This is a genomic window from Aeromonas sp. QDB34 (genome assembly GCF_027705405.1).
In the GTDB taxonomy this organism is placed as follows: domain Bacteria; phylum Pseudomonadota; class Gammaproteobacteria; order Enterobacterales; family Aeromonadaceae; genus Aeromonas; species Aeromonas hydrophila.
Window position 1 is genome coordinate 38761 of record NZ_JAPDBT010000011.1, and the last position, 22241, is coordinate 61001.

Sequence of the window (22241 nt, forward strand, 5' to 3'; positions counted from 1 at the left end):
AGATCCTTACCGGTTGGCAAACAGGTCGGCGAGCCAGCGGTTTTCGAAGCGGCCGTGGGGGTCAAGCTCGCCCTTGAGGGCCAGGAAATCGTGCCAGCGCGGCAGCAGCGCCGGGAAGTCGTAGAGATCCATCGCCAGATGCTTGCCAAAGTGCGGGATGCCGCCGAGCGGCACCAGCAGTTGCTGCAGCTCGCGCATCTGCTCCATGGAGCCGTTGACGAAGGTGCCGTCCGCCGCCAGATAGACCAGAAACCCGATCCAGCACACCGACTGATCATAGGCGGCGCTGAGCCAGGCCTTGGAGGGGCCGGTGCAGCGCAGGATAAAGGGATAGTGCAGCACGCCGGGGTTGGCCTGCTGCCACGCCTGCAGGGTCTCCAGCGCCTCGTTCATGCGATGCAGCGGCACTGCCACCTCGCAGTTGATCTGGGGCGCCGGGATCCCCTTGCAGAGGATCTGGTAGACGTTGCCCACCAGATCGGAGGCATCCTTGAAGCGGCGCACCGTCTCGAAGTGCTCGCCGGCCAGCGCCTCATCCTTGGTGTCCTTGGCCATCTTCTGCAGAGTCGCATCTATGGTGGCATTCATGCGGGCGTCGATGTCACCCTCCAGCAGCAGCGGTTCGCTGCCGCCGGCTCGGTAGCGGGCCACCTCTTCCTCGGAGGCCGGGTCCACCAGCCAGATGTGGCTCTCGCCGGTCCAGGCGAACCACCAACTCTTCACGAAGGCGTGCTCGCGGTTGAGCCGCTCGTTGTGCGCCAGCAGGAAGGGATAGTCGGTAGTGAACTTGGTGCAGCGCATGATGCGGTTGGGCACGGTCTGCAGGGTGACGTCGAGCAGGATGCCGAGCATCCCCATGCCCATCACGAAGGCGCCGAAGCGCGGATCGCTGCGGTCCACCCGGATGATGTCGCCGCTGGCCAGCATCACCGTCAGGGCCGCCACCGCATCGCACAGAGCGGACTGGTGCAGCCCCTGGCCGTGAGTGCCGGTGCTGAGCGCACCGCCCAGGGTCTGGATACCGATGACGCCCGGGGAAGCCGGCAGCATCCGCTCCATGGCGATGAGATCGGCGTAGACGGTGTCGAGCGGGGTGCCCGCCTGATAGGTGACGGTGTCGGCGGTCTGCCCTAGCTGGCCACGCAGGTGGTGCAAGTCCACCAGCAGCGCCTGGCTGCCCTCGGCATAGACGCTGTGGATGGGTTCGAAGGAGAGGCCGGAGCCGATGAGGCGCAGCTTGCGCTCGGGGTTTTCCCGCAGCAGTTGCTGCAGTTCGTCGCGATTCTTCGGACGCCACACCTGCTCCAGTGCGCCGAGCGGATTGGTTCTGGACCAGTTGAACAGCACCTCCCGCTGACCTATCGCCTTGATGCTGTGAAATGCCTGGAACCTGACCGTCATACCGCCCCTCATCTTTATTGACGTCAAAATGAGCGCCAATTCTACCGAAAAGCGGGGCGCAAGGCATGAAAAACAAGACCCTACGGTCGGGGGTGGATAGGGGGAGCCACTCCCCCACAGCCTCAGCGCGTCTGCTGGGTCAGTGCCAGCAGCATGCCGAATCCCACCAGCAACCCGCCAAACACCCGATCAATCCAGTGGCGCACCGCCAGCAGCCGACCCCGTACCGAGTCGGTGGAGAAGAAGATCGCCACCGCGCTGAACCAGACGGCATGGGCCAGCACGATGAAGGCGCCGTAACCGAGCTGGACCGCCAGCGGTGTCTGCGGCTGCACCACCTGCATGAACAGACTGACGATGAAGATGGTGGTCTTGGGGTTGAGCACATTGGTCAGAAAACCGGTGCGCAGCGCCCCCAGGCTGGAGAGGGCGGGCTGCTCGGCCAGCACCTCGGCGGTCACCGGTTTGGCCCGCAGCATCTTGATGCCGAGGAAGATGAGGTAGGCGGCCCCCGCCAGCTTGATGAGATTGAACAGCCAGAGCGACTGCTGGATCAGCAATCCCACCCCAAGCAGGGTGTAGGTGACGTGCACGCAGACCCCGGCGCCGATGCCGAGCGCCGTCAGCACCCCGCTGCGGCGCGAGAGCAGCAGGCTGTTGCGCGACACCATGGCGAAGTCGGGTCCCGGGCTGATGACGGCAAAGAAGGTAATGGCTACTACGGCTAACAGTTCGGTCATGAAAATAGTCCTGATTACATGGAATATCGGCTATTTTATTTGGCCATAGCGCCAATAACGAACGATAACTTCTGACATGAACGGTGAGAATGATTCACAGAAAAGCCTGTCGCTGCCGGCCCTGACCGCGCTGCGCTGTTTCGAGGTGGCAGCCCGTACCGAGCACTTCAGCCGCGCCGCCGACGAACTGCACCTCACCCACGGCGCGGTCAGCCGGGCGGTACGCCTGCTGGAAGAGGATCTCGGGGTCATGCTGTTCGAGCGGCGTCAGCGCCGGGTCTTTCTGACCGAGGCGGGGGAGCGGCTCTATCAGGCGGTCAGGGAGGGGCTGGGCGGCATCCGCCAGACGGCGCAGGCGCTGCGTCGGCAGGGGCGGCCGACGTCGCTGGTCATCTCCTGCGAGCCAACCCTGCTGATGCGCTGGCTGATCCCGCGCTGGCCCGCCTTCCAGGCCCTGCATCCCGAGCTGGACGTGCACCTGATGGCGGGGGGCGGCGCCCTCAGCTTCGGCAGCGGCATCGATCTTGCCATCCGGCGCAACGACTTCCAGTGGCCTGCCGAGCTCTACAGCCAGCCGCTGTTCGAGGAACTGACCGGGCCGGTCTGCCAGCCGGGCAAGGTGGCACAGTTCTTCGACACGGGGGCCAACGGCCCGGTCCTGCGCCCTGCAGCCCCCCGCCTGCACACCAAGACCCGGCCGGGAGCCTGGCAGGAGTGGTTGCAGCACGCCGGCCAGTCCGCCGGCGAGGAGGCGCCGGGGCAGACCTTCGAGCACTTCTACTTCAGCCTGCAGGCGGCCGTCGCCGGGCTGGGGGTCGCCATCGGCCCCTACCGGCAGGTGTGCGACGACATCGAGGCCGGCCTGCTGGTGGCGCCGCTCGGCTTTTGCCCCGACGGCACCGGCTATCACCTGCTCGCCCCCGCCCCGCCCGCTCCTGGCAGTGCCCACGCCAGACTGGCAGAGTGGCTGCAATCCCTCACCTGATGGCTCAGGCCGAGACTGCCGGCGTCGCGGGCTCGGCCTGCGGCTGGCCCAACGCAGCCTGAAAGTCGCGCAGCGGCAGCGGGCGGCCAAACAGATAGCCCTGCAGGTAGTCGACACCCTTGCTTCTCAGGTAGTCGGCCTGCTGGCGCGTCTCCACCCCCTCGGCAACCAGCGCGAGGCCGAGCCGGGTCCCCAGATCGATCACGTTGTCGACTATGTGCTCGGACAGGGATTCAGTGCCGATCCTGCCGATAAACGACTGATCTATTTTGAGATAGTCCACATGGAACTGCTGCAGGTAGTGCAGGCTGGAGTGGCCGGTGCCAAAATCGTCCATGGCCAGCCTGACCCCCATCTCGTCGAGCTGACGAAACAGCGCCAGGGTCTGGGGATCCGCCACCAGCAGCTCCCGCTCGGTCAGCTCCAGCACCAGTACCACCTGGCCCGGCGCGAAGTGATCGAGGAAGCGCCGACACTCGGCAAGCAGCGCCATGTCGCGGCAGTGGGCGGCACTGATGTTGAAGCTGATGTGAAACCCGTCGGGCACCAGGTCACGCTCTAGGCTCAGCTCGCGGGCCACCTCCTCCATCAGCAGGCTGGTCATCGGTACGATGAGGCCACTCGCCTCCGCCTGGGGGATGAAGAGATCGGGGCGGATCAGCCCGGCCGTCGGGTGCTGCCAGCGCATCAACACCTCGGCCCCCATCACCCGCTCGCTCCCCGCCGCCACCAGCGGTTGCAAATAGGGCACAAACTCCCGATTGCGCAGGGCGCGAGCCAGTTCCACCACGGGAGAGCGGGGCCGTCCCAGCAACCACCAGATGAGCAGGGCAAAGCCGAAGCAGAGCCCAAACAGCACCATAATTGCCCACTGCCGGGCCTGCCACAGGGAGGACCAGAGCGAGGGGATCTCGTGTCCGGCATAGATCGAGAGCGGGTAACGGTCGGAACGGACCTCATGGCTGGCCAGGGTTGGCAACGGCTGACCCCCTTCGCTCAGCACGCCCCGCTCATCCAGCCACTGCTTGCCCACGTGCAGCAGCAAGGTACAGGGCCGCCCGCTCAACACCAGCATGAAGCGCAGGTAATCGCCGTCTATGGTACTGAAGGCGGCCCCCCTGCCCTCGCTGTCACGCAGCGCCAGCAGGGGGTGATCGGCCCGCACCTGATTGCCCGCCAGCAGCCGCAGCCGCCCGTCACTGTAACTCTCAGCCCGATCCGGCCACTGGATGGCACCGAATAGCGAGTTGCAGTAGATCCCCTGCTCCCCCACCAGGTTGACGGTGCGCACGAAGGGCACCAGCGCCACCTGCTGACGCAGGGTGAACAGGGCCTGTTCGCACGGCTGTTCCACGAAGGGCAGCAAGGTACGGTTGGCGCTCTCGGCGTGGGCCAGCATGGTCTCCATCAGGGTGACCGCCTGCCGGGCCGAGCGCTCTGACTGACGATCCAGCATCTGCAGGTGACCGTTGTAGAGCATCCACAACCCGAGTGCGAGGGGCAGCGTGAACAGCAGCAGGGTACACCCCAGACGCAGCCAGGGACGGGAGAAATCCAGGTTGGACAGTGATATCGGCATAGCGGGACCAGACAGCAAACATGGCCGCCCACCTTAACAGCCGATGCTGAATCGGGCCCTAATGAGAGCAAAAAACGAGCAGCAACTGATGGAGATGCAAACAAAAGCCCCGGCACGGGCCGGGGCTTTGCATCAGCACGGGAGCGCCATGGTGGCGCCGACCCTTATACCGCTTGCTGCAGGATCACCGCATCGGCCTTCTTGGTGTAGGAGGCGATCTCGTTGAAGTTGAGGTAGCGATAGGTGTCGGCCGCAGTGGCGTCCAGGGTCTTGGCGTACTGCAGGTACTCGGCCACGGTCGGGATCTTGCCGATGATGGCGGCAACCGCAGCCAGCTCGGCAGAAGCCAGATAGACGTTGGCCCCCTTGCCCAGACGGTTCGGGAAGTTACGGGTGGAGGTGGAGACCACGGAGGCCCCTTCCGCTACTCGCGCCTGGTTGCCCATGCAGAGGGAACAGCCCGGGATCTCGATGCGGGCACCGACCCGGCCGAAGATGCCGTAGTAGCCCTCTTCGGTCAGCTGATCCTTGTCCATCTTGGTGGGCGGCGCGATCCACATGCGGGTTGGCAGCTCGCCCTGATACTTCTCGAGCAGTTTGCCAGCGGCGCGGAAGTGGCCAATGTTGGTCATGCAGGAACCGATGAACACCTCGTCGATCTTGTCACCAGCTACGTCGCTCAGCAGGCGGGCATCGTCCGGATCGTTCGGTGCGCACAGGATCGGCTCCTTGATGGTGGCCAGATCGATCTCGATGATTTCGGCGTACTCGGCATCCTTGTCCGCTTCCATCAGCACCGGGTTGGCCAGCCACTCTTCCATCCCCTTGATGCGGCGGGTGATGGTGCGCACGTCGCCGTAGCCTTCGGACAGCATCCATTTCAGCATCACGATGTTGGACTTCAGATACTCGATGATCGGCTCTTTATCCAGCTTGATGGTGCAACCGGCGGCGGAACGCTCGGCGCTGGCGTCGGCCAGCTCGAACGCCTGCTCCACCTTCAGGGTCGGCAGACCTTCGATCTCGAGGATGCGGCCGGAGAAGATGTTCTTCTTGCCCGCTTTCTCGACGGTCAGCAGCCCTTTCTGGATGGCGGCGTAGGGGATGGCATGGACCAGGTCACGCAGGGTGATGCCCGGCTGCAGCTCGCCCTTGAAGCGCACCAGCACGGATTCCGGCATGTCCAGCGGCATCACGCCGGTGGCGGCGGCGAAGGCCACCAGACCGGAGCCTGCCGGGAAGGAGATACCGATGGGGAAACGGGTGTGGGAGTCACCGCCGGTACCCACGGTATCCGGCAGCAGCATGCGGTTCAGCCAGGAGTGAATGACGCCGTCGCCCGGACGCAGGGAGACACCGCCGCGGTTCATGATGAAGTCCGGCAGGGTGTGGTGGGTCTGCACGTCGATGGGCTTGGGATAGGCCGCGGTGTGGCAGAAGGACTGCATGGTCAGATCGGCGGAGAAGCCGAGGCAGGCCAGATCTTTGAGCTCGTCGCGGGTCATCGGGCCCGTGGTGTCCTGGGAGCCGACCGTGGTCATCTTGGGTTCGCAGTAAGTGCCGGGGCGAATGCCCTTCACGCCGCACGCCTTGCCCACCATCTTCTGGGCCAGGGTGAAGCCCTTGCCGGTATCGGCCACCGGCTGCGGACGGCGGAACACGGTGGAGAATGGCAGACCCAGCGCTTCGCGGGCCTTGTCGGTCAGGCCACGGCCGATGATCAGCGGGATACGGCCACCGGCGCGCACTTCGTCGATCAGCACGTCGGTTTTCAGTTCAAACTGCGCCAGCACCTGGTCGGTACCGTGCTTGCAGATCTTGCCGGCAAACGGGTAGATGTCGATCACATCGCCCATCTCCAGCTTGGAGACGTCCACTTCGATGGGCAGAGCGCCGGCATCTTCCATGGTGTTGAAGAAGATCGGGGCAATCTTGCCGCCGAGGCAGACACCGCCGGCGCGCTTGTTCGGCACGTGCGGAATGTCGTCACCCATGAACCAGAGCACCGAGTTGGTGGCGGATTTACGGGAAGAGCCGGTACCGACCACGTCACCCACGTAAGCCAGCGGGAAACCTTTCTCTTTCAGCGCATCGATGGTCTTGATCGGGCCGATGACGCCATCCTTGTCCGGGGTGATACCGGGACGGGCGTTCTTCAGCATGGCCAGCGCGTGCAGCGGAATGTCCGGGCGGGACCAGGCGTCCGGCGCCGGCGACAGATCGTCGGTGTTGGTTTCGCCGGTCACCTTGAACACGGTGACGGTGATCTTCTCGGCCAGTTCCGGGCGGGAGAGGAACCACTCGGCATCGGCCCAGGATTGCATCACCTGCTTGGCATGGGCATTGCCCGCCTTGGCCTTCTCTTCCACGTCGTGGAAGGAGTCAAACATCAGCAGGGTATGGGAGAGGCCCTTGGCCGCAAGAGGAGCCAGGGTCGCGTGGTCCAGCAGGTCGATCAGCGGCTGAATGTTGTAACCACCCTGCATGGTGCCGAGCAGCTCGACGGCTTCGGCAGCGCTCAGGATGGGAGAGTGGGCTTCGCCCTTGGCGACGGCGGTGAGGAAGCCGGCTTTGACATAGGCCGCTTCATCAACACCAGGGGGAATACGGGAGGACAACAGCTCTTTCAGAAAGTCTTGTTCGCCGGCGGGCGGGTTCTTCAGCAGCTCATCCAGGGCGGCGACCTGCTCTGCGTCCAGAGGTTTGGCAACCACGCCTTCGGCGGCACGTTCTGCGACGTGTTTACGGTATGTTTCAAGCACGACTAATTCCTCTTTGGTCTTTTTTTGGGGTTCGCCCACGCTCGCGGCGATCGTCCTTGCGGGACACCCGTAGGGTGCCCCCCACTATATAAGTTTTAACGACTAATTAAAATCCAAAGCCTGTACAGATATTCATCAAAACAACATAACCATCTAAAGTTACTGGTGTTTTACAAACAGATAAATGGCACACCAGAAATAAGTTAACAAAAAGGCATCATTTGGACGTTATTCGAATGTGCTGCCCAATTGCAGATAGAACATGTCGTTGCCCCCCTCCGCCATGCCGTAGCCGAGGAAGATGGGGCCGAGGAAGCTCTCCACCCCCACGTAGAAGGAACCGGCGGTGAAGGAGCTCTCCATGCTGATGTCTTCACCCTTGTCCCACACCCCGCCCTGCTCGAGGGAACCGCCCAGATAGAGCGGCGCCCGCAACGCGCCGAAGTCGTTGTCCGCCACCCGGTAGATGTAGCGCAGCCCGCCAAACAGGCTGTAGCGGCCGCTCAGCTGATAGCGCTGGAAGCCCGACATGCGGAACAACCCGCCCAGATCCTGCACGAACAGCGGCAACTCTTCCTGGGAGGTGGAGCCCCCGCCCTCCAGCAACAGGTTGAGGCTGTGCCTGTCCCAGGACCAGGGCTTGACCATCGCCAGGTGATAGTTGACCCCCTCATAACGGTCATTGATCGTGTCGTTGTCATCCAGCCGGACGGAGGAATATCCCCCCTTGATGTCCCAGTAGGCGCCCTGATAGGGGAAGTAGCGGCTGTCGAGGGTGTCGTGCTCGAAGCGGACATAGGGGCCCCAGGAGGAGGCATCCACCTTGGCATCCGCCACGTTGCGCACGTCGATGTCGCCCACCTTCCCCTCCAGCCCGAGCGAGAGGCGGCTCCAGGGCTGACGATTCCAGCCCACCGCCAGATCGACGTTGGTGAAGTTGTACTCGGCGTCGACATAGCTCACCTCATTCGCCGCCCGCGTCTCCTCGGGGATGAAGATACGACGCTGGGTCTTGTCGTAGGCCAGGCTCGCCTCGCCGAAAAAGGTCTGGGAGGGCTCCAGCGGGGTGTAGAAGTCGGTCTTGAAGTGCTTGGCGGTACCGAGCGATGCCTCGGTCAGCCACTCGGCCCCCCAGTCGTTGACGTTGGTGAGGGTGTAGGACATGCCCACGTTGTAGTTGGAGCTGCTCTCGAAGTCATCGGAGAAGCCGAACTGGAAGTTGAGGTAGCCCGGCCCCCAGTTCTTCTCGCTGGCGTTGACCACCAGCACGTTCTCGCCACCCCGCTCCTCCACCTCGTAGGTGATGCGATCGAACGACTCCAGCGCATAGAGCCGGCGAATGCCCGCCTCCAGGCTCTCGTTGGTCTGGACCTTGTCGGGCCGCACCTTCAGCATGGCGCGCACCGTCTCGTCGGAGAGACGGGACTTGTTGATGATCTCCACCTTGTCGATGTAATAGGCGGGCTGGCCGCTGCGCTCGGCGCGCCGGCTCAGCTTCTGGTTGCGATAGGCGGTATAGGCGGCGGGCGAGAGAGAGAGCGCATCGAGCTGGGCCGAGGCGCGGTTGGCCACCTGCTCCCCGAGCTTGATCCCCTCCGGCATCAGGGCGAAGTCGGCGATGCCCATGTTGCCGAACTCAGGCGTCAGCAATACGTCCCTGGGCCCCATCAGCGCCTTCTGTTTCTCAGTGCCGACCTGGGTCATGTAGGTGGTGAGCTGATCGATCATGGCCAGCCCCGACTTCAAGGACTCGCGGGTGCGCAGCTTGGCGCTGATGTCCACCGCGATCACCACGTCGGCCCCCATCGCCTTGGCCACGTCCACCGGCATGTTGTTGACGGTGCCGCCATCGGCTAGGATGTGGCCCTCCCACTCCACCGGCTTGAGGGCGCCGGGAATGGACATGGACGCCTGCATCGCCTTGGCGAGGCTGCCGTGGTCCAGCACGAAGGGAGTCACCGTCTCCATGTCGGTGGCCATGGCGCGGTAGGGAATGGGCAGATCGTCGAAGCTCTTCTGCACCGGCAGGTTGGAGGTGGCGTGGCGCAGCAGGCTGGCCATGGACTGGCCCTGGAAGAAGCCGTCGGGGAACTGGACCGAGTCGCCATTGACCCCGATGTCGGTACGCAGCTGATACTGCTCGCTCTGCTGCTTCTTGCGCAGGGAGAGTTCGTCACGCCCCACCTTGTCCTGATAGCCCTTGTTCCAGTCGATGGCCAGGGTGGTGCGCTCCACCTCTTCGGCGCTAAGCCCCATGGCGTACATGCCCGCCACGTAGGAGCCCATGCTGGTGCCCACTATGATGTCGACCGGGATGCGCTTCTCTTCCAGCACCTTGAGGATGCCGATGTGGGCCGCCCCCTTGGCGCCGCCGCCGCTGAGCACCAAAGCAATTTTGGGCCGCTCGGACTGGGCCGCCGCCATCAGCGGCAGACAGGCCAGCAATATCAGGAACAGGGGGTTCCATCCTCGACGAAAGATGCGCATATGATTTTCCATTGAATCCAGGGCGAGCCAGCTAGGCAGTGAAGCCTACTATAAGGGGCGGCCGGCGAACCGCAACAGTTCGCAGGGGATATCGGCACGCATTGCGACGCTGGCCGCCCATGCGGCGATGTGAGCGCAAACGTAATCCGTCAATAAAGTGGGTCAGCCTATCAAGGGTGACGCCGGGCTGCCGCTAATATGTCCTCAATCCCGTGTTCACACACCCGAGTCACCCCTATGCTTGCAAGCCTGACACTCAAACAGAAAATCCTGGCCACGGTCACCCTGGCCGTGGTGCTCTCCTGCCTGCTGGTAGGCTACTTCAGCCAGCGCTCGGCGCAGCAGCTGATCGAAAGCCGCATGTTCGAGCAGGAGCTGCCCAACCTGACCCAGCGCATCGGCAAGGAGATCGAGAAGGATCTCACCTCGGTCGCCGGCGCCGCCAGACAGCTGGCCAACGATCGCTTCGTGCTGGACTGGGTGGCCCGCGGCATGCCCAAGGAGCAGGAGTCGATCCTGATCGACCAGCTCAAGGACATGGCAGCCCAGTACGGGCTGGTCACCGCCTCTTTCGCCGATCGCCAGAGCGCTGCCTACTACAACCAGGATGGCTTCCTGCGCAACCTCACCCCGGAGCAGGATGCCTGGTTCTATGGCTACACCAAGAGCCAGCAAGACCTGATGCTCAGCATCTTTCGCGAGAGCAACGGCGAGGTGAAGCTGTTCGTCAACTTCCAGCAGCTCAATGGCCGCGGCCTCGCCGGCCTTGCCAAGTCCCTCGACAGCATGGTCAGCATGCTCGCCAACTTCCGCATCGGCGACAGCGGCTTCGTATTCATGACCGACGGCAGTGGCAAGGTGAAACTGCATCCCGACGCCAGCCGCATCGACCGAGATAGCCTGGCCCAGCTGGCAAGCGGCAGCGGCAACCTGCTGAACAAGCAGCCCTTTGCCGCCACCCACGCCGAGATCGACGGCCAGCCGGTGGTGCTGGCCAGCAGCTATATCCCGCTGCTCGACTGGTATCTGGTGGCCCAGGTGCCGGAAGCGGAGATCTATGCCGAGCTGGACCGGGCCCGCCTGCACATCCTGCTGGTGAGCCTGGCCATCGCCGCCGGCATGGGGCTGCTCGGCATGCTGCTGGCCGGTTCGGTGAGCCGCCCGCTCAACCAGCTGGCCCGCCTGTTCCGCGAACTCGGCAGCGGTGACGGCGATCTGACCCAGCGCCTCAAGGTGGAGGGGCGGGATGAACTGGCCCAGGTTGCCACCGGCTTCAACAACTTCGTCGCCAAGATCCACGGCTCCATCGAGCAGGTGGCGAGCAACTCCCGCCAGCTCGCCGCCACTGCCAACGAGGTAGCTGCCAAGGCCCAGCTGACCCAGCACAACTGCACCGCCCAGCGCGATCGCACCGTGCAGGTGGCCACCGCCATCCACGAGATGGGCGCCACCGTGAGTGAAATCGCCGGCAATGCCTCGCTGGCGGCCGATGTGGCCAAGCAGGCCAACGAACAGGCCGACGCCGGCGCCCTGGTGGTGGCCCAGGCCCGTCACGGTATCGTCGGCCTCTCCGGCGAGATTGAGCAGGTCGCCGGGGTGATCGAGTCGCTGGCCAGCCAGACGGACTCCATCGGCAGTATCCTCGACACCATCCGCAGCATCTCGGAGCAGACCAACCTGCTGGCGCTCAACGCCGCCATCGAGGCTGCCCGTGCCGGGGAGCAGGGCCGCGGCTTCGCGGTGGTGGCCGACGAGGTGCGCAACCTCGCCAGCCGCTCTGCCGCCTCCACCGCGGAGATCCAGGGCATGATCAACCGGCTGCAGGAGCAGAGCGCCCGCGCCGTCAGCGCCATGGCCCAGGGCCGCAACCAGAGTCTGGAAGTGGTGACCCAGGCTGATGAGGCCAACGGCGCCCTCGGCCAGATCACCGCCCACATCACCCAGATCAGCGACATGAACATCCAGGTCGCCACCGCCACCGAGGAGCAGTCCAGCGTGGTGGGCGAGATCAACCGCAACGTGGAGGACATCAACCAGCTCACCATGGAGACCGCCGACATCGCCCACCAGCTGACCGAGTCGAGCCGCAGCCTGCAGCACCTCTCCGGTGAACTGGACAAGCTGGTCGGCAACTTCCGGCTTTAAGACTTCTGACATCATAAGGGGCGCTATGGCGCCCTTTTTTGTTGGCCGTTTGTTAACAAAAACTCAAGTTGGCGCCAAATCCGTCGATTTATACTCTGATAATTCACATCGTCATGATCAGCGAGGAAAACCCATGCTAGAAGGTAAACTGACGCTCAAATTGCAGCTGATCCTGGCTGTCACCGTGCCCTGTCTCGCCCTGCTGCTGGTGGGTGGTGCCAGCCTCAAGAGCATGGGCACCATCCAGCAACAATCCACCGAGCTTTACCAGAACACCGCCACCCCCATGCGGGCCATGGCGGAGGTGGTCTCACGCATTCCCCGCATGCGGGTCGGCATCGACATGATGCTGCTGCAGGATACCTCCCTCAAAGATGCGAAGGGGGTGATCACCCGGGTTAAGGAGAGCCGGGAGGAGGATATTCCCGAGATGCGTCAGGCCATGCAACAGGCCGTCACCGCCCAGACCGACCCCGCCGCCAAAGCCAATGCCCAGCAGCTGCTCAGCCAGTTCGAAGGAATGGCGAGCAACGAGCTGGCGCCCATGCTGCAAGCGCTGGAACAAGGCGATATGGAAGCGGCAAGGGGCATCTATCGGGATCGCTATACCGTCACCTATGGCACCATGCGCAAGGACGCCAACGCCCTGCTCGACGGCCTGATCCAGCAGGCCCAGCAGCGCCATCAGCTCGGTGAACAGAGCTATGCCAGCGGGCGGCTGCAGATGATCAGCATCATCACCGGCGCCATCCTCATCTCGCTGCTGGTCTCGGTACTCATCCTGATGAACCTCAAGCGCCGGGTCGGCTTCCTGCAGCAGTACATCGGCTATGCCGCCGAACACCTGGCGCTGGATTCCCGTGCCCAGCTGAACGGCAATGACGAGCTGGCGGAGATTACGGTGAGCTTCAATCACTTCGTCAGCAAGATCCACAGCGCCATCGAGCAGGTGGCCCGCAACTCCCACCAACTGGCCGCCACGGCTGACGAGGTGGCCGCCAAGGCCCAGCTGACCCAGCAGAACTGTACCGCCCAGCGCGACCGCACCGTGCAGGTGGCCACCGCCATCCACCAGATGGGCGCCACCGTCACCGAGATCGCCGGCAACGCCTCCCTCGCCGCAGAAGTGGCGAGACAGGCCAACGAGCAGGCGGATGCGGGGGCCGGCGTGGTGGCCCAGGCGCGCCACGGCATCGTCGGTCTCTCCGACGAGATTGCACAGGTCGCCGGGGTGATCGAGTCGCTGGCGACCCAGACCGACTCCATCGGCAGCATTCTGGAAACCATCCGCAGCATCTCGGAGCAGACCAACCTGCTGGCACTCAACGCCGCCATCGAGGCCGCCCGCGCCGGGGAGCAGGGTCGCGGCTTCGCCGTGGTGGCCGACGAGGTGCGCAACCTCGCCAACCGCTCCGCCGCCTCCACCGCCGAGATCCAGGGCATGATCAACCGGTTGCAGGAACAGAGTGCCCGCGCCGTCAGTGCCATGACCCAGGGCCGCAGCCAGAGCCTCGCTGTCGTGACCCAGGCTGACGAGGCCAACGGCGCGCTCGGCCAGATCACCGCCCACATCACCCAGATCAACGACATGAACATTCAGGTCGCCACCGCCACCGAAGAGCAGTCGAGCGTGGTGGGCGAACTCAACCGCAACGTGGAAGACATCAACCAGCTCACCATGGAGACCGCCGACATTGCCCACCAGCTGACCGATGCCAGTCGCGGCCTGCAGCAGCTCTCCGGTGAGCTGGACAAGCTGGTCGGCCACTTCCGCCTGTAGCCTTTGGCTGCCTCGACACAACTTGTCAGAGGGCGCTGCGGCGCCCTCTGTCGCCACCACGGCAGGCCGTGACGCAGGGGCTTTTCACCGCCTCCGCCCGCCTCTGAAAATGCCCCATAATCAGGAAAATGAGAGGAGGTGTTATGGGCAAGCTGGTAGTGATGATCTTGCTGAGCGGTCTGCTCAGCGCCTGCAGCAGCGGGCCGGTGCGGGTACACGGCGCAGACGTGAGCGTGGACGATACCCGGATCCGGGTCAGCGACGGGGATCGAGGTGGCTACGGTACCTTCTGTCCGCCAGGACAAGCCAAGAAAGGGCGCTGCTAAACCGCCAGCAGACGCTGAAAAACAAAAAGCCGCTCGATTGAGCGGCTTTTTTACAGGCAGAAGCGAATTACTTCTTCTTCTTAGCCTTAGCGTTCGGCAGGTCGGTGATGGAGCCTTCGAACACTTCGGCTGCCAAGCCCACGGACTCGTGCAGAGTCGGGTGAGCGTGGATGGTCAGCGCGATGTCTTCGGCGTCGGCACCCATCTCGATGGCCAGACCGATTTCACCCAGCAGTTCACCGCCGTTGGTACCCACGATGGCACCACCGATGACGCGGCCGCTCTCCTTGTCGAAGATCAGCTTGGTCATGCCGTCGGAGCAGTCGGACGCGATGGCGCGACCGGAAGCCGCCCACGGGAAGGTGGCCACTTCGAAGTTCAGTCCTTGTTGCTTGGCTTCCTTCTCGGTCAGACCCACCCAGGCCATCTCTGGCTCAGTGTAGGCAATGGACGGGATCACTTTCGGATCGAAGTAGTGCTTCTTGCCGGCGATGACTTCGGCAGCCACGTGGCCTTCGTGCACACCCTTGTGAGCCAGCATCGGCTGACCCACGATGTCACCGATGGCGTGGATGTGCGCCACGTTGGTACGCAGCTGCTTGTCCACCTCGATGAAACCGCGCTCGGTCACGGCAACGCCGGCCTTCTCAGCATCCAGCATCTTGCCGTTCGGCACACGACCTACGGCAACCAGCACGTTGTCGTAACGGACCGGCTCGGCCGGGGCGTGCTTGCCTTCGTAGGAGACGTACAGGCCGTCTTCACGGGCTTCAACTGCGGTGACCTTGGTCTCCAGCATGATGTTGAACTTCTTGGCCACGCGCTTGGTGTAGATCTTGACGATGTCTTTGTCGGCAGCCGGTACCAGCTGGTCGGCAAATTCCACCACGTCGATCTCGGAACCCAGGGAGGAGTACACGGTACCCATCTCCAAGCCGATGATGCCGCCACCGATAACCAGCAGCTTGCCAGGAACGGTAGTCAGCTCCAGCGCATCGGTAGAGTCCCATACGCGCGGGTCATCATGCGGGATGAACGGCAGCTTCACCGGACGGGAACCGGCAGCGATGATGGCGTTGTCGAAGGTAACGGTGGTTTTGCCGTCGGCACCTTCCACTTCCAAGGTGTTCGGGCCGGTAAATTTACCGAAGCCGTTAACAACCTGTACTTTACGCATCTTGGCCATGCCAGCCAGACCGCCGGTCAGCTGGTTGATGACTTTCTCTTTCCACAGACGGATCTTGTCGATGTCGGTCTGCGGGGCACCGAAGACGATGCCGTGCTCGGCCAGCGCCTTGGCTTCTTCAATGACTTTGGCGACGTGCAGCAGCGCCTTGGACGGGATGCAACCCACGTTCAGGCAGACGCCACCCAGGGTGGAGTAACGCTCGACGATAATAGTATCCAGACCCAGATCGGCTGCACGGAAGGCAGCGGAATAACCGGCAGGGCCAGCACCCAGTACTACGACCTGGGTTTTGATTTCTTTACTCATCATGACCTCTTTGTCGTTCTTATATCCCCGGACAGCGCAGTCTTAAACCAGAACGAGGCGGCTGCAGCCGTGAAAAAAACGGGGCAAGTTTACAATCCTGTTAACGAAATGAGAAGTAAAAAGGGCAGGCTCTGGGCCCGCCCTCTCACTTACAGGACCAGTCGACGAATGTCGGACAGCACGCCGTTCATGGTGGTGATGAAGCGAGCTCCATCGGCACCATCGATGACGCGGTGGTCGTAGCTCAGAGCCAGCGGCAGCATCAGGCGCGGCGCGAACTCTTTGCCGTTCCACTTCGGCTTCATCTCGGATTTGGAGACGCCCAGGATGGCCACTTCCGGCGCGTTGACGATCGGGGTAAAGCTGGTACCGCCGATGCCACCCAGGCTGGAGATGGTGAAGCAACCGCCCTGCATGTCGGCAGCGGTCAGCTTGCCGGCACGGGCCTTCTTGGAGATCTCGGCCAGATCGCGAGACAGCTCCATGATGCCCTTCTTGTTGACGTCGCGCACCACGGGCACAACCAGACCGTTGGGGGTATCCACCGCCACACCGATGTGGATGTACTTCTTCATGATCAGCTTGCTGCCATCTTCAGACAGGGAGCTGCAGAAGCGCGGGTGAGCTTCCAGCGCCTTGGCGGCGGCTTTCAGGATGAACACCAGCGGGGTGATCTTCACGTCTGCCTTCTGCTTCTCGAGCATCGCGTTCTGCTCTTTGCGGAACGCTTCCAGCTCGGTGGTATCCGCTTCGTCGAACTGGGTGACATGGGGGATCATGACCCAGTTGCGGTGCAGGTTCGGACCGGAAATCTTCTGGATGCGGGTCAGATCGACCTCTTCCACATCACCGAACTTGCTGAAATCGACCTTCGGCCACGCCAGCACACTCATGCCGTTGCCGTTGCCAGTGCCTTGACCTGCAGCCGGAGCGGACTCGGCGCGCTTGACCGCATCCTTCACGTAAGCCTGCACGTCTTCTTTGACGATGCGGCCCTTGCGACCGGAGGCTTTCACCTTGGCCAGGTTAACGCCGAACTCGCGCGCCAGACGGCGCACGGCCGGAGAGGCGTGTACGTAGGCGTCGTTGGCAACGAAGTCGGAGGCAGCAGCAGCCTGGGCAACCGGCGCAGGGGCGGCAGCAACAGGGGCAGCAGCGACCGGGGCGGCAGCCTGAGCAACCGGGGCAGCTGCGGCGGCCGGAGCGGCACCAGCCACTTCGAATACCATGATCAGGGAACCGGTGGAGACCTTGTCACCCGCCTTCACCTTGATCTCTTTGACCACGCCGGCGAACGGCGCAGGCACTTCCATGGAGGCCTTGTCACCTTCCACGGCGATCAGGGACTGGTCGGCTTCAACCTTGTCGCCCACGGCGACCATGATCTCAGTGACTTCGACTTCGTCGCCACCGATATCCGGTACATTGACCTCTTTGGCAGCGGCGGCAACCGGGGCCGCAGCCACGGGAGCGGCAGCCTGGGCCGGTGCAGCAGCAACGGCAGGAGCGGCGCCAGCCACTTCAAAGACCATCACCAGGGAACCGGTAGAGACCTTGGCGCCAGCGGCAACCTTGATCTCGACCACACGGCCCGCGAACGGTGCCGGCACTTCCATGGAGGCCTTGTCACCTTCCACAGCGATGATGGACTGGTCGGCTTCAACCATGTCGCCCACGGCAACCATGATCTCGGTCACGTCCACTTCGTCGTCACCGATGTCCGGCACGTGCACGTCTTTGCGAGCGGCAGCAGCAGGGGCGGCGACCGGTGCGGCTGCAACCGGGGCAGCGGCCTGAACCGGCGCAGGTGCGGCAGCACCTTCGGCTTCGAAGATCATGATCTGGGAACCGGTGGCAACCTTGTCACCCACCTTGATCAGGATCTCTTTGACGATACCGGCGGACGGGGCCGGTACTTCCATGGAGGCCTTGTCGCCTTCTACCGCGATGATGGACTGATCGAGTTCGACCTTGTCACCCACGGCCACCATGATCTCGGTGACTTCAACTTCATCGGCGCCGATATCCGGCACCATAATCTGTTTGGACATTGTGCTTTATCCTCTTGCGTGCATCCGCGTGACCGACTGCTGTCACGCGTCTCTCGCGTTAACCTTTGCAAGGTCGTGCCGGGCAGCGAGTCCCGGCACGACGCTTGATCCTCTTACGCGTACAGCGGGTTGACCTTGTCGGCATCGATGCCGTACTTGGCGATGGCGTCAGCCACAACCTGCTTGTCTACCTCGCCGCGCTTGGCCAGTTCGGTCAGGGCAGCAACCACCACGTAGAATTCGTTCACTTCGAAGTGACGACGCAGGTTGGCACGGCTGTCGGAACGGCCGTAACCGTCGGTACCCAGCACGCGGTAGTTCTCGGTCGGTACGAAGGCACGCACCTGATCGGCGAAGGACTTCATGTAGTCGGTCGCGGCGATGGTGGCTTCGCTGCCCAGTACCTGAGCGATGTACGGTACGCGAGCATCGGCGTTCGGGTGCAGCATGTTCCAGCGATCCGCGTCCTGACCGTCACGAGCCAGCTCGTTGAAGGAGGTGACGCTGAACACGTCGGAGCCGATGCCGTACTCGCTGGCCAGGATCTGGGCGGCGGTGCGCACGTGACCCAGGATGGAGCCACAACCCAGCAGTTGTACCTTGGCCTTGGTGCCGGCCACGGTTTCCAGCTTGTAGATACCCTTGCGGATGCCTTCCTCGGCGCCTTCCGGCATGGCCGGCATGGCGTAGTTCTCGTTCAGGGTGGTGATGTAGTAGAAGACGTTCTCCGGCTTCTCACCGTACATGCGACGCAGACCGTCCTGTACGATCACCGCTACTTCATAGGCGTAGGACGGGTCGTAGGAGACGCAGTTCGGGATGGTGTTGGCCAGGATGTGGCTGTGACCATCTTCGTGCTGCAGACCTTCGCCGTTCAGGGTAGTACGACCGGAGGTCGCACCCAGCAGGAAGCCACGGGCTTGCTGGTCACCGGCTGCCCACGCCATGTCGCCGATCCGCTGGAAGCCGAACATGGAGTAGTAGATGTAGAACGGGATCATCGGGCAATCGTTGGTGCTGTAAGAGGTCGCAGCAGCCAGCCAGGAGGACATGGCGCCCAGCTCGTTGATGCCGTCTTGCAGAACCTGACCCTGCTTGTCTTCCTTGTAGTAGGAGACGATGTCGCGGTCTTGCGGGGTGTACTGCTGACCGTGCGGGCTGTAGATACCGATCTGGCGGAACAGGCCTTCCATACCGAAGGTACGGGCTTCGTCAGCCAGGATCGGGACGATGCGCTTGCCGATGGACTTGTCTTTCAGCATCACGTTCAGGGAACGCACGAATGCCATGGTGGTGGAGATTTCGCGCGCCTGCTCACCCAGCAGCGGGCCGAAAGCATCCAGCGCCGGGATTTCCAGCTTGGTGGTGCTCTCGCGCAGACGGGTCGGTACATAGCCCTTCAGCGCGGCACGGCGGGCGTGCAGGTATTTGTGCTCTTCGGTACCTTCTTCGATCTTCAGGTACGGCAGGGTTTCCAGCTGCTCGTCGGTGACCGGCAGGTTGAAACGATCGCGCAGGTGACGCACGGAGCCCAGATCCATCTTCTTGACCTGGTGCGCGATGTTCTTGCCTTCGGCCGCTTCACCCATGCCGTAACCCTTGATGGTCTTGGCCAGGATCACGGTCGGCTTGCCCTTGGTCGCTGCAGCCTTGGAGAAGGCGGCGAACAGTTTGCGAGGATCGTGACCACCGCGGTTCAGGGCGAAGATCTCCTCGTCGGTCATGTCTTTGACCAGCGCGGCGGTTTCCGGGTAACGGTTGAAGAAGTGCTCACGCACGTAGCCGCCATCACGGGACTTCATGGTCTGGTAGTCACCGTCCACGGTCTCGTTCATCAGCTGGATCAGCTTGCCGGACGTGTCTTTCTTCAGCAGCTCATCCCACTTGCGACCCCAGATCACCTTGGTGACATCCCAGCCGGCGCCGGAGAACAGGCCTTCCAGCTCGTTGATGACCTTGCCGTTGCCGACAACCGGACCATCCAGACGCTGCAGGTTGCAATTGACCACGAACACCAGGTTGTCGAGCTTTTCACGCACGGCAACGGTCAAGGCGCCCTTGGCTTCCGGCTCGTCCATCTCGCCGTCACCCAGGAAGGCGTAAACGGTCTGCTCGGAGCAATCCTTGATGCCACGGTCGGTCAGGTACTTCAGGAAGCGAGCCTGATAGATGGCGGCGATGGGGCCCAGACCCATGGAAACGGTCGGGAACTGCCAGAAGTCCGGCATCAGCTTCGGGTGCGGGTAGGAAGGGATACCCTTGCCATCCACTTCCTGACGGAAGTTGTCCAGCTGCTCTTCGGTCAGACGACCTTCGGCGAAGGCACGAGCATAGATGCCCGGGGAGATGTGACCCTGGAAGTAGACCAGGTCGCCACCGTCTTTCTCGCTGCGAGCGCGGAAGAAGTGGTTGTAGCAGACTTCGTAGATGGTCGCGGAAGAAGCGAAGGAAGACATGTGACCACCCAGGTCCAGGTCTTTCTTGGAAGCGCGCAGCACGATCATCATGGCGTTCCAGCGGATGATGGCGCGAATGCGGCGCTCCATCTCCAGGTCGCCCGGGTAGTCTGGCTCTTCGCTGGACGGGATGGTGTTGATGTAATCGCGGTTTGCCTTGGCAGCCACGTCCACACCGCTTGCGCGGGCTTTCTCGGCCAACTGTTCAAGGATGAACTGAGCGCGTTGGGGACCCTCTTCACGCAGCAGGGATTCCAGAGAGGCAAGCCACTCCAGCGTTTCTATCGGGTCCACATCGTTCTTCAGGATATCAGACATGGCTGGTTCCTATTTTGTTGTGATTGCACGGCATTGCACGGCGAAGGGCGCAAGCATTCGACAATAAAGCCTTGTGGGATTAGTTTTCCTGCTGACGGATCCGACGCATGGATCGCTGGATCCGGCTGTCTTCCCTCTGCATATCCAACAAGGTGTCCTCGATAAAGGCCAGGTGCTCATGACAAGCTGCCCTGGCCCGCTCCGGAGCCCCCGACAGGATAGCCTCGATCAGATGCGCGCGATGGCGACGGATCTTGGCGACCACTCCCGGACGGCGATTCAGAATTTCGTTATTGCGTAAAATGTTCTGCTCAAGCATGGGGCCCATGGCCCGTAGCAGATGCAGCAGCACCACGTTGTGGGACGCCTCGGCCACCGCCAGATAGAACTGGGTGACGGCAGCGGATTCGCTGACCAGCGAGCCTTGCTGGCCGGCCTCCTCGATGGCGGACTGCACCTGACGGATGCGCTCGAAATCGGCGTCCGTACCCCGTAACGCAGCATAGTAGGCGCAGATGCCTTCCAGTGCGTGGCGAAACTCCAGCAGGTCATACTGGGCTTCCGGGTGGGTGCTGAGCAGCTCAAACAGGGGATCGGCGATCCCTTTGCTCAAGGCGTTTTGTACGTAAGTGCCGCCGCCCTGACGACGATACAAGAGTCCTCTTGCCTCGAGGCGCTGGATGGCTTCGCGCAGCGAGGGGCGCGAAACCTGAAACTGGATGGCCAGTTCCCGCTCGGGCGGCAACTTCTGGCCCGGCTGCAAACTGCCTTCCAGAATCATCTGTTCCAGCTCGGCGACAATGGCGTCGGCCAACTTGGGTTGAGTAATCTTGAGATAGGGCATGAGGCTGCTTTGTTAAATTGGTATTACCAATTTCATGAATGGGGCGAAAATTAGCAGAGGGCATGGGAAAAGTCCACCCAAAAGATGATCTGAATCAAGAATCAACCTTGCCACTTAAGGGGTAAAGAGAGGGATTTATGATTTAGCTCATAGAAATTGGTCAGACCAATATCTTTGACATCGCTCACAGGCAACATTTGATCAACAGCCAGCAAAAATGGCCTGCCATAAAGGCAAGTCATTGTTTTAAAAACACAAACTTATTTTTAGAATAATTACTTAAAGTTGAGTGCCTGACGGTAACGCGGCCATTCGAAACTGTCACCCGGATCCGTCTTGCGCCCCGGCGCTATGTCGCAATGGCCGACGATGCGATCCGCCGTAATGGCGGGGTAATGGCTGGACAAGGTTCGACTGAGCTCAACCAATACCTCGTATTGTGCATCGGTGTAGAGGTGCTCATCGGTCCCTTCCAGCTCGATCCCGATGGAAAAGTCGTTGCACGCCTCGCGTCCCTGCCAGCTCGATATCCCCGCATGCCAGGCTCTGGCACCAAACGGCACATATTGCACCAGCTCACCGTCGCGCCGGATCAGGCAATGTGCCGAGACCCGCAGCTGATGGATACCGACAAAATAGGGGTGAGCGTCGGGATCGAGCCGCCCAAGGAAAAGATCATCGATGAAGGGACCGCCAAACTCGCCAGGCGGCAGGCTGATGCCATGCACCACCAGCAGGGAGATATCGCTCGGGGAGGCCCGCTCGTTGTGGTGCGGTGACGGCACCTTGCGGGCTTGCTCACACCAACCGTCTGAATCAATGGAAAATACTATTTTTGGCTGAGTCATTGTCTACTCGCTCCGCAATGGAAT

Annotated in this window: 14 protein-coding genes; 4 read left to right on the forward strand and 10 right to left on the reverse strand. The window is 62.4% G+C overall.

Features of this window, described 5'->3' with window-relative positions:
* Positions 1-6: 6 nt before the first annotated feature.
* Together OKC29_RS15230 and OKC29_RS15235 are read right to left on the reverse strand one after the other, a co-directional pair.
* A complete protein-coding gene (locus OKC29_RS15230) occupies positions 7-1401 on the reverse strand; it encodes a D-arabinono-1,4-lactone oxidase (protein ID WP_073351931.1) in 1395 nt (464 codons plus the stop codon).
* A gap of 122 nt (positions 1402-1523) precedes the next feature.
* On the reverse strand, positions 1524-2141 hold the full coding sequence (locus OKC29_RS15235; protein ID WP_024944780.1) for a LysE family translocator: 618 nt from the start codon (positions 2139-2141) through the stop codon (positions 1524-1526).
* Between the two features lie 76 nt (positions 2142-2217).
* Here OKC29_RS15235 and OKC29_RS15240 point away from each other — a divergent pair, with 76 nt between their 5' ends.
* On the forward strand, positions 2218-3126 hold the full coding sequence (locus tag OKC29_RS15240; protein WP_073351933.1) for a LysR family transcriptional regulator: 909 nt from the start codon (positions 2218-2220) through the stop codon (positions 3124-3126).
* A 4-nt stretch (positions 3127-3130) separates the two neighbouring features.
* Here OKC29_RS15240 and OKC29_RS15245 read toward each other — a convergent pair whose 3' ends face one another.
* The 3 genes from OKC29_RS15245 to OKC29_RS15255 form a co-directional block, all read right to left on the reverse strand.
* Positions 3131-4705, reverse strand: coding sequence for an EAL domain-containing protein (locus tag OKC29_RS15245; protein ID WP_073351935.1), 1575 nt, complete (start codon positions 4703-4705; stop codon positions 3131-3133).
* A 164-nt stretch (positions 4706-4869) separates the two neighbouring features.
* Positions 4870-7467 (reverse strand): bifunctional aconitate hydratase 2/2-methylisocitrate dehydratase, encoded by a 2598-nt coding sequence (gene acnB, locus OKC29_RS15250; protein ID WP_270669342.1) that lies wholly within the window; start codon positions 7465-7467, stop codon positions 4870-4872.
* A 228-nt stretch (positions 7468-7695) separates the two neighbouring features.
* Positions 7696-9954, reverse strand: a complete 2259-nt coding sequence (locus tag OKC29_RS15255; protein WP_073351936.1) for a patatin-like phospholipase family protein — start codon at positions 9952-9954, stop codon at positions 7696-7698.
* A 237-nt stretch (positions 9955-10191) separates the two neighbouring features.
* Between OKC29_RS15255 and OKC29_RS15260 the strand changes: the two genes are divergently transcribed.
* The 3 genes from OKC29_RS15260 to OKC29_RS15270 all read left to right on the forward strand — a co-directional run bounded on the left by OKC29_RS15260 (position 10192) and on the right by OKC29_RS15270 (position 14205).
* Entirely contained in the window at positions 10192-12099 is a 1908-nt protein-coding gene (locus tag OKC29_RS15260) for a methyl-accepting chemotaxis protein (protein ID WP_041216960.1), read from the forward strand.
* A gap of 133 nt (positions 12100-12232) precedes the next feature.
* On the forward strand, positions 12233-13879 hold the full coding sequence (locus tag OKC29_RS15265) for a methyl-accepting chemotaxis protein (RefSeq protein ID WP_029304719.1): 1647 nt from the start codon (positions 12233-12235) through the stop codon (positions 13877-13879).
* Between the two features lie 143 nt (positions 13880-14022).
* Positions 14023-14205 (forward strand): hypothetical protein, encoded by a 183-nt coding sequence (locus OKC29_RS15270; RefSeq protein ID WP_011707560.1) that lies wholly within the window; start codon positions 14023-14025, stop codon positions 14203-14205.
* Positions 14206-14272: 67 nt separating this feature from the next.
* On the opposite strand, the gene lpdA is transcribed toward OKC29_RS15270, so the two are convergent.
* The 5 genes from lpdA to ampD all read right to left on the reverse strand — a co-directional run bounded on the left by lpdA (position 14273) and on the right by ampD (position 22217).
* Positions 14273-15700, reverse strand: a complete 1428-nt coding sequence (gene lpdA / locus OKC29_RS15275; protein ID WP_017409445.1) for a dihydrolipoyl dehydrogenase — start codon at positions 15698-15700, stop codon at positions 14273-14275.
* A gap of 149 nt (positions 15701-15849) precedes the next feature.
* Complete coding sequence (gene aceF, locus OKC29_RS15280) at positions 15850-17751, reverse strand: pyruvate dehydrogenase complex dihydrolipoyllysine-residue acetyltransferase (protein WP_073351941.1); 1902 nt, start codon at positions 17749-17751, stop codon at positions 15850-15852.
* A 113-nt stretch (positions 17752-17864) separates the two neighbouring features.
* Positions 17865-20525: a pyruvate dehydrogenase (acetyl-transferring), homodimeric type gene (gene aceE, locus OKC29_RS15285; RefSeq protein ID WP_011707563.1), complete on the reverse strand. Its 2661-nt coding sequence runs from the start codon at positions 20523-20525 to the stop codon at positions 17865-17867.
* A 79-nt stretch (positions 20526-20604) separates the two neighbouring features.
* Entirely contained in the window at positions 20605-21369 is a 765-nt protein-coding gene (gene pdhR, locus OKC29_RS15290; protein WP_011707564.1) for a pyruvate dehydrogenase complex transcriptional repressor PdhR, read from the reverse strand.
* 275 nt (positions 21370-21644) lie between these two features.
* The gene (gene ampD, locus OKC29_RS15295) at positions 21645-22217 is read right to left on the reverse strand and encodes a 1,6-anhydro-N-acetylmuramyl-L-alanine amidase AmpD (protein WP_073351944.1); all 573 of its coding nucleotides are present in this window, start codon (positions 22215-22217) and stop codon (positions 21645-21647) included.
* Between the last annotated feature and the right edge of the window lie 24 nt (positions 22218-22241).